Genomic DNA, 8532 nt, shown 5'->3' with positions numbered 1-8532 from the left:
CTGCGCGCCGCGGTCGGTCCGTCTCGGGATCCATCATCGCGTTGAGGACCAGGTTGACCATGCCGTCGCCGCCCGCCGCCACAATGACATCGGGTTCACCGCGAGAACCGAACCGATTGCCGCCCAACGGATTCGCCGATTCGCAAGCCACTCCGCGACCGGTACGGCACCGGCCGCGAGCAGTAGCGGATACATCCCGCCCAGGTAGTACGCCTTGCCGCCGGTGATGGCGAAGACCACGAACATCAAAGCGTAGGCGACCGCGAAGGCCCGGCAGCGCGCATCCCGCCACAGACGCCAGAGCCCGAACATCCACAGCGGCACCAATAACGGACCCATCAGCCCGAATTGCAGAACTACGAACGCCACCGGCGAGTCCGAGGTGCCGGAGGAGCCACCCGCGATCGCCCGGCTCAGCTGCCATTGCGGCCAGCCATGGTGCGCCTGCCACCACAGATATGGCAACCAGAGCACCACCGCGAGCCCGACCGCCATCGGAAAGTACTTGGTCGCGAATATCTTTCGCGGCCCCACCAAGACCAGCGCCGACACCAGCGCGCCGACCGAAAAGACCAACAGCGCCTTGTTCTGCAACCCGATCCCGACGACAAGCCCCACCCCGAGCCACCACCGCGGGTCCGTCGCCATTCGGCATCCGCTCGCGTCCGCCCCCGCACCGGCACGCTCCCCGGCTACACGTGCACCCCCACACTCCGCACCCCCACACTCCGCACGCTCACGGTCCGCACCCTTGCGCTCCACGCCCGCACACGCACCCCTACCCTCCACACCGTCACGCTCCGCACCCGCACCGTCCACCACACCCGAGCGCGCACCCACCAGCCTTCCGCGCCCGCCCCTCCCCGCAGCCAGCACCTCCGGATCGCGCAGCAGCCGCAGCACCAGCAGGCAGACCAACGCGAATGCCGCCATATCGAAGGACGTCGTGGTCAGCAGATGACCGATACCCAACACCATCGCCGCACTTGCGACCGCGGCCGACGCCAGCACCTGCGCCGCGCGACCACCGCCGAGTTCGCGCGCCATCAGCCCTGCGGCCACGACAACCAACGTCGCCGCTGCGATCGACGGAAGACGCAGCAGCAGTAACGAATCGGCATCGATTGCCGCCATTGTGCGGGCGAGTAGCGGGGTCAGTGGCGGCTGATCCGGATAGCCCCAATCGAGGTGGCGGCCAGCGGCGAGAAAGTACAGCTCATCCCGGTGATAGCCATAGCGCTCGGCAAAGGCGGCCAGTAGTGCGACAAAGAGAACGGCGACGGCGAATAGCGGTCGCGCCGCGATTTTGGGCACTCGTCCAGCCTGACACACTTCAGCGGCATAGGCTGCACCTCGACGCATTTCTTACTCAAGAGTAAGATAGCCTTACTCAGGAGTAAGATAGCTGGGGACAAGACCGCACCACACCCATCCGAGAAAACAGGTGATGATGAGCACTCGAGACAGCGCAACGAAGCGAAGTCCAGACACGTCCGCGGTCGGCCTGAACCACCCCAAGCGGGACTGGATGGGCGCGGCCATGCGGGTGATGACGACCCTTACCGGTTCGGAGCTCGCCGAGAAGTACAACCTGCGCAAGCCGATCGAGCGAGTCACCTACGAAGGCACCAAGACCGGGTTCCGTACCCTCGGTGCCGCCACTCGCGCATTCGGCAAGGTTGCCGGTGGTGGGGCTCCGAAGCGCCTTGCCGACAACGAGTCCAAGAAGAAGGGCTACTTCGACCTGACCCCGAGCGACGAGCAGCAGATGATCGTCGAGACGGTGAAGGAATTCGCCGCCGAGATCCTGCGCCCGGCCGCCTACGAGGCCGACAATGCCGCCAAGGCGCCGCGCGATCTGCTCGAGCGCGCCGCCGAACTCGGTATCACCGTGATCAATGTGCCCGAGGAGTTGGAAGGCGCGGCCGCCGAGCGCGGCGCAGTCACCAACTCGCTGGTCGCCGAGGCGCTCGCACACGGCGATATGGGCCTGGCCCTGCCGATTCTCGCGCCGAGCGGTGTCGCGGTCGCTCTGTCGCAGTGGGGTACCGATGCCCAGCAGCAGACCTACCTGCCCGCCTTCACCGGCGAGAATGTGCCGCAGTCCGCGGTCGTGATCAGCGAGCCGCGCGCCCTGTTCGACCCGTTCGCACTGCAGACCAAGGCGACCCGCTCGCCGAGCGGCTTCCGCCTCAACGGTGTGAAGAGCCTCGTCCCGGCCGCCGGTGATGCCGAGCTGTTCATCATTGCCGCCGAACTCGACGGCCGCCCGGCACTGTTCATCGTGCCGTCCGACGCCCAGGGTCTGGTCGTGGAGGCCGATCCGAGCATGGGACTGCGGGCCGCTGGCCTCGGCCGCCTGCTGCTCGACAATGTCGCGGTCGGCGCGGACGCCATCCTCGGCGACAGCGACGCCAAGACCCGCGCCGAGGAGTACGCCGACGCGGTGCGGCTGGCTCGCCTCGGCTGGGCCTCGCTCGCCATCGGTACCGGTCAGGCCGTGCTCGACTACGTGATTCCGTACGTCAACGAGCGTGAGGCGTTCGGCGAGCCGATCTCGCACCGCCAGGCAGTCGCGTTCATGGTCGCGAATATGGCAATCGAACTGGACGGCCTGCGGCTCGTGACCCTGCGGGGTGCGTCACGCGCGGAGCAGGGTCTGTCCTACGGCCGCGAGGCGGCGCTGGCCCGCAAGCTCGCCACCGATAAGGGCATGCAGATCGGTCTGGACGGCGTGCAGCTGCTCGGCGGCCACGGCTTCACCAAGGAACACCCGGTCGAGCGCTGGTACCGCGATCTGCGGGCCATCGGCGTCGCCGAAGGTGTCGTGCTCATCTAACCGGCTGGTTCCTCAACTTCCAGGAGATATTCCATGATCAATCTCGAACTCCCCAAGAAGCTGCGGGCCAGCGCCAATCAGGCCCATCAGGTCGCTCAGGAGATCTTCCGGCCGATCTCGCGCAAGTACGACCTCGGCGAGCACGAGTACCCGGTCGAGCTGGACACCATGGCCGCCATGGTCGAGGGACTGGCCGACTCCGGCACCCAGAAGATCGGCGGCGCAGCCGGTGGCCGCTCCGATTCGGACGAGCACGCCACCGAACTGCTCGGAAACACCAACGGCGGCAATATGTCCGCGCTGCTGAACGCGCTGGAGACCTCCTGGGGCGATGTCGGCCTGATGCTCTCCATCCCCTACCAGGGTCTCGGCAACGCGGCCATCGCGGCCGTCGCCACCGATGAGCAGCTGAAGCGTTTCGGCAAGGTGTGGGCCTCGATGGCGATCACCGAACCGTCCTTCGGCTCCGACTCGGCCGCCGTCACCACCACCGCCGTGCTGGATGGCGACGAATGGGTGCTCAATGGCGAGAAGATCTTCGTGACCGCGGGCCAGCGCTCCACCCACATCGTGGTGTGGGCGTCGGTGGACCGCAGCCTCGGCCGCGCCGCGATCAAGTCGTTCGTCGTGCCCCGCGACGCTCCGGGCCTTTCGGTGGCGCGGCTCGAGCACAAGCTCGGCATCAAGGCCTCCGATACCGCGGTATTGCTGTTGCAGGACTGCCGGATTCCGAAGGACAACATCCTCGGCAGCCCGGAAGTCAATGTGGAGAAGGGTTTTGCCGGGGTCATGCAGACCTTCGACAACACCCGCCCCCTGGTCGCGGCAATGGCGGTCGGTGTCGCACGGGCGGCGCTCGAGGAACTGCGTGCCATCCTGACCGAAGCCGGTGTCGAGATCTCCTATGACATTCCGGCCAATAACCAGCACGCCGCGGCCGCCGAATTCCTGCGCATGGAAGCCGACTACGAGTCCGCCTACCTGCTCGCCCTGCGCGCGGCCTGGATGGCCGACAACAAGAAGCCGAATTCGCTCGAGGCCTCCATGTCCAAGGCCAAGGCCGGCCGGACCGGCACCGATGTCACCCTGAAGGCCGTCGAATTGGCCGGTGCCATCGGCTACTCCCAGCGCACCCTGCTCGAAAAGTGGGGCCGCGACTCGAAGATCCTCGATATCTTCGAAGGCACCCAGCAGATCCAGCAGCTGATCGTCGCGCGCCGAGTGCTCGGCAAGACCAGCTCCGAGCTGAAATAGCAAGTGCCACAACAGAAATCCGGTGCGAGTCGACTTCATGACTCGCACCGGATTTCTATTTGCTGGGGTCAGCATCCACGGCTACACGCAATCTCAGGCCGTCAGCAGGCCGATAGATCCCACGCTGCCGCTGTGTCATCCATGGCCTGACGGGCACGCTCATTGCTGGACGAGAGCGGATGCATGTACACCCGGAGCGTGAACCGGGGATCTTCACACCTCGAACCACAACTGATGGACATCGCAGCAGCGGCACGCCGTGGCACCGAGCGACTGCCGAAAAGTGTGCGGCCTCTTCGGCTGAGCGCGGGTCAGGCGCAGACGCGATTCAGTTCGTCGGTGTAGGGGTTGAGCTCTGCGACGCCGTCATCGATCAGCGCTCGAGCGTAGGCCGTGATGGCCTCCTTTTCGGCCCCTTGGGCGAAATCGCCCAGACCGGTCAGCCTCTCGGAAAGGGCTGTCGCCGTCGCCTGGTCCATGGTGCCGCCACTCTGGTCGATTGCAATGTTGATCAGCTCGATGGCCTTGGCGCAGCTGGGGGACTGGGCGTACGCGGGCGTGGCTGGAAGGAAGAGTAGAGCGGCAGCAGCCGCAGTGAACGCCGTGGCGAAGGACAGCGACTTGGTCATGGTTTCCCCTCGAGGTGTGAGTAATGGGCTCCCGCGCACGCAGGGGCAGCAGTATCCGAGCAGCAAAGCAGCCCTTCAGGTGCGCGAGCGTCGCCTATTATGCCCACCCCCTCCTGGGCACGGTGGGTGGACCCAGTCCGGCACCTCTCGACCGGAGGTGCTCTCGCCCTATGCGATCCGGCCGACAACATGCTCTGACGAGTGCGGACGGCCCCTTGTTCAGAGATACACCATTCTCGAGGACAAGCAGTTCGGGAGGAAGTTCGACACCGCAGACGTCGGCAGCCCTCATTGCGAGGAGCACGGGTGCCCTCAGCAAGTCGAATGGGAGGACGCGTAGCAACATTCGGCGGCTTGGCACTGCTCCATGACCAACCTCAACTCGCGCCGAACATGCAACTGCCCAGTCAATTTCTCTTGGCGCAAATGTATCGTCCCCATCTAGTCGCGCGCCGAGTGCTCGGCAAGACCAGCGCCGAGCTGAAATAGCAAGTTGCACAAGGCAGAACCGGTGGCGGTCCGAATGCGGATCGCCACCGGTTTTCTGTTCCTCGATCGCAGGGCATCGGGATCTGCCCGGCAGTATCGGGTGCCGCAGACCATCGGCAAAGTAATGACCGGTATGTTGGCTGTGATCGTTCAGCGGACGAATTCCACCGAGCTGTACCAAGACCCCGCAAGGAGACTGGTTATGCAGAGACTGGTTTTGATACGTCGCTTTACCGCCGCACTCGCGGCCGCCACCGCATTCGCAGCTGTTTTCGTTGGCCATGCCGCTGCCGAACCGGTCGCGATCGACTGGAATGCGGCTGTGCAGCAGCTGCGGGCGGCGGCCAGCGGCAATCCCGCGGCCGAGCAGGCCGTGGACCGGCTGCTGGCCTCGGGACAGGTTGTCACTCAGGTGGCACTGCCCGCACAGCCGTTCCAGATGCCAGCGCAATCCGATATCGGGCGCGGTGACGGGCCGGGCGTCTACGGGTCCGGGGTCGCCCTCGGGTACGACGGGTTCCGATTCGGATTCTTCGGCGGACCGGGCACGATCTCCCCGATCCAGGACGGCGCCAGACTGCAGGTGATGTGGATCAACCTGTCCAACGGCCGCAGCGGCACCGAGACGCTCAACGAGCACAGTGACACCACGGTCGACACCACCATCCGCACCCGCACCCTCGACCTCGGCAGCGGCCTGGTCGTCGCCGCGGTCTACGGAACACTGTGGCACCGTTGGCCCGTTCCGGTCAGCGATGCCAACCCGGACGGTTTCCAGTACAAAATGGGCACCATCTCCATCCCGTCCTTCGGGACCTTCTACAACTGACCCCGGCACGCGAGCCCCGGCACGGATTTCCGTGCCGGGCTTCTGCATTGCGACACCCAATGCTGAACTATTGCCAGTAATTACGTAATTCCGTAAATTTGCGCGAGTGAGCCTGGAAGAACGACTAGCGGAGCTCGAACGCCGACTCGACTCCATGGAACTCGCCGGTGATAGCAACGGTCGAGCGAATGTATCTGTCCCGCCGGAAGGGTGGGCGCTGCGGCCGCTGCGGGAGCAGTTCGCGGACGAGCGCAATGGTGGGGTGATGTTCGCCGGTTCGGGCCGACTGCCCAGTGCGGAGCAGTACAACTGGCAGATCCAGTTCAGCACCGATGACATCGTCGCCTACGACTGGGATGATGCCGCCGAATGCCTTGCCGCCCTTGGCAGTCCGGTGCGCCTACGCATTCTGCGGGAAATCATCCGCGGCAGCAGAACTGCTGCCGAACTCACCGACCTCGACGAGGTGGGCACCTCCGGTCAGATCTACCACCACCTGCGCCAACTCGCCGCGACCGGCTGGCTGCACACCGTGGGCCGCGGCCGCTTCGAAGTACCCCCGAACCGGGTCGTCCCACTGTTGGTCGCATTGACGACCGCGCGACGGTGACGCTCGAGATCAGCAGGAACCGGCGCGATTCGACAGCAACCTGTGACGCACGCCATACGCTGATACGGTTGGTCACACATAGACGCCCGTTCGATATCGCTAGGTCGAGGGCCGACGCGAGTTCCTTGTGGAGGTATTCGACAATGAAGTTGGCGCATGCGCTCGAGGTTGTCAAGGCGCTGGGAGTGCTGCGGGCGCGCGGGGTCAGCGATCCCACGAAGCCCGTGGAAACGCTGCGTACCGCGAAGGAATCGCAGGTCTACGGACCGCAGGCGACGCTGATCCGGCATTCGGCCCGGGTCGCGACCAATGCCCCCGCACTGGTGGACGAGCGCGGCGAACTGACCTATCGGCAGTTGGACGAGCAGTCGACCGCGATCGCGCGCGGGCTGCGGCAGGCGAATCTGACCGAGGGGTCCGTGGTCGGTGTGCTGGCGCGCGACCACCGCGGCCTGATCCTGGCCATGGCCGCCGCTGGCAAACTCGGCGTGCGGGTCGCGCTGATGAACACCGGATTCGCCAAGCCGCAGTTCGCCGAGGTCTGCGAGCGCGAGAAGGTCAAGGCGGTCCTGCACGACAGCGAGTTCCTCGGACTGCTCGACGCGCTGCCGATCGATCTCCCGCGCTACCTCACCTGGGTCGACGAAGGCACCGAATTGCCCGAGGGCGCAAAGACTCTCGATGATCTGATCGCCGCCAACTCGACCGCGGACCTGCCCGCGCCGTCCAAACCGGGCGGCTTCGTCATCCTCACCAGCGGTACCACCGGCCTGCCGAAGGGCGCACCGCGCAGCAAGGTCACCCCGCTGGCCACCGCACAGATGGTGGACCGAATCCCGTTCCCGGTCCGGGGAACTCAGGTCATCGTCTCGCCGATCTTCCACAGCACCGGGCTCGGCACCTATCTGGTCGCCTCCGCTATGGGCAATAAAGTTGTGGTGCGCCGTCGCTTCGACGCCGAGGCCACGCTGAAGATGGTGGCCGATCACAAGGCCGAAATGCTGGTCGCGGTGCCGACCATGCTGCACCGGATGACCGAACTGGCACCGGAGATCCGCGCCAAATACGACACCACCTCGTTGAAATGCATTCTGCTCGCGGGTTCGGCGCTCGCTCCGGAGCTGTGCGTCAAGGCGACCCAAGTCTTCGGCCCGGTCCTGTACAACCTCTACGGGTCGACCGAATGCGCCGTCGCCACCGTCGCAAATCCAGAGGATCTGGCGCTCGCGCCCGGCACCGTGGGCCGTGCGCCGATCACCTGCGAGGTCCGGCTCTACGACGATAACGACAAGCAGGTCACCGCGATCAACACCACCGCGCGCATCTTCATCCGCAGCGGCGCGCCCTTCGAGGGCTACACCGACGGCAGGCATAAGCAGATCATCGACGGCTATATGTCCAGCGGCGATGTCGGGCACTTCGACGAGCACGGCCTGCTGATGGTGGACGGCCGCGATGACGACATGATCGTCTCCGGCGGCGAGAACGTCTTCCCGCAGGAGGTGGAGAACCTGTTGCTGGAGCGGCCGGATGTATTCGACGCGGCGGTGGTGGGCGTCGACGATGTCGAGTTCGGTAAACGCCTGCGCGCCTTCGTGGTTCCCGAGCCGGGGCATTCCCCCGACGGCGAGGAGATCAAGACCTACGTCAAGGAGAACCTGGCCCGCTACAAGGTGCCCCGCGACGTCATCTTCCTGGACGATCTGCCGCGCAATCCCACCGGCAAACTGCTGCGCCGGGTACTCGTCGAGTACGACGTCAAGGCGTAGCCGAACGCGGCCGCCCCGGCGAAAACCGGAGTTTACCAGCGCGTTTCACGTATCCCACGGCTGACGAGCCCGGACGCGTCCGGGCCGGTGAGATACATGACACACCGAGTCAC

8 protein-coding genes are annotated in these 8532 nt (G+C 65.5%); 5 read left to right on the top strand and 3 right to left on the bottom strand.

Annotated features, from left to right (window positions below; translation table 11 throughout):
• Both ABZW16_RS19635 and ABZW16_RS19630 read right to left on the bottom strand, forming a co-directional pair.
• A partial coding sequence (locus ABZW16_RS19635) for a hypothetical protein (protein ID WP_354957350.1) occupies positions 1 to 61 on the bottom strand: 61 nt, incomplete at its 3' end.
• Positions 34 to 1314, bottom strand: coding sequence for a glycosyltransferase family 39 protein (locus ABZW16_RS19630; RefSeq protein ID WP_354957346.1), 1281 nt, complete (start codon positions 1312 to 1314; stop codon positions 34 to 36). The genes ABZW16_RS19635 and ABZW16_RS19630, both read right to left, overlap by 28 nt.
• Positions 1315 to 1447: 133 nt before the next feature.
• Between ABZW16_RS19630 and ABZW16_RS19625 the strand changes: the two genes are divergently transcribed.
• Both ABZW16_RS19625 and ABZW16_RS19620 read left to right on the top strand, forming a co-directional pair.
• On the top strand, positions 1448 to 2839 hold the full coding sequence (locus ABZW16_RS19625; RefSeq protein ID WP_354957345.1) for an acyl-CoA dehydrogenase family protein: 1392 nt from the start codon (positions 1448 to 1450) through the stop codon (positions 2837 to 2839).
• Positions 2840 to 2872: 33 nt separating this feature from the next.
• Complete coding sequence (locus ABZW16_RS19620) at positions 2873 to 4093, top strand: acyl-CoA dehydrogenase family protein (RefSeq protein ID WP_354957344.1); 1221 nt, start codon at positions 2873 to 2875, stop codon at positions 4091 to 4093.
• 311 nt (positions 4094 to 4404) lie between these two features.
• Here the strand turns inward: ABZW16_RS19620 and ABZW16_RS19615 are convergent, their stop codons facing one another.
• Positions 4405 to 4722 (bottom strand): hypothetical protein, encoded by a 318-nt coding sequence (locus tag ABZW16_RS19615; protein ID WP_354957343.1) that lies wholly within the window; start codon positions 4720 to 4722, stop codon positions 4405 to 4407.
• Positions 4723 to 5413: 691 nt separating this feature from the next.
• Here ABZW16_RS19615 and ABZW16_RS19610 point away from each other — a divergent pair.
• The 3 genes from ABZW16_RS19610 to ABZW16_RS19600 all read left to right on the top strand — a co-directional run bounded on the left by ABZW16_RS19610 (position 5414) and on the right by ABZW16_RS19600 (position 8419).
• On the top strand, positions 5414 to 6040 hold the full coding sequence (locus tag ABZW16_RS19610; protein ID WP_354957342.1) for a hypothetical protein: 627 nt from the start codon (positions 5414 to 5416) through the stop codon (positions 6038 to 6040).
• A gap of 106 nt (positions 6041 to 6146) precedes the next feature.
• Positions 6147 to 6650 carry a winged helix-turn-helix domain-containing protein gene (locus ABZW16_RS19605; RefSeq protein WP_354957341.1) on the top strand — a complete coding sequence of 168 codons (504 nt, stop codon included), beginning with the start codon at positions 6147 to 6149 and terminating at the stop codon, positions 6648 to 6650.
• 143 nt (positions 6651 to 6793) lie between these two features.
• A complete protein-coding gene (locus ABZW16_RS19600; RefSeq protein ID WP_354957340.1) occupies positions 6794 to 8419 on the top strand; it encodes an acyl-CoA synthetase in 1626 nt (541 codons plus the stop codon).
• Positions 8420 to 8532 lie beyond the last annotated feature (113 nt).

The organism is Nocardia sp. NPDC004604, from assembly GCF_040609795.1.
Lineage (GTDB): Bacteria > Actinomycetota > Actinomycetes > Mycobacteriales > Mycobacteriaceae > Nocardia.
This window is presented reverse-complemented; position numbering and strand designations above follow the sequence as displayed.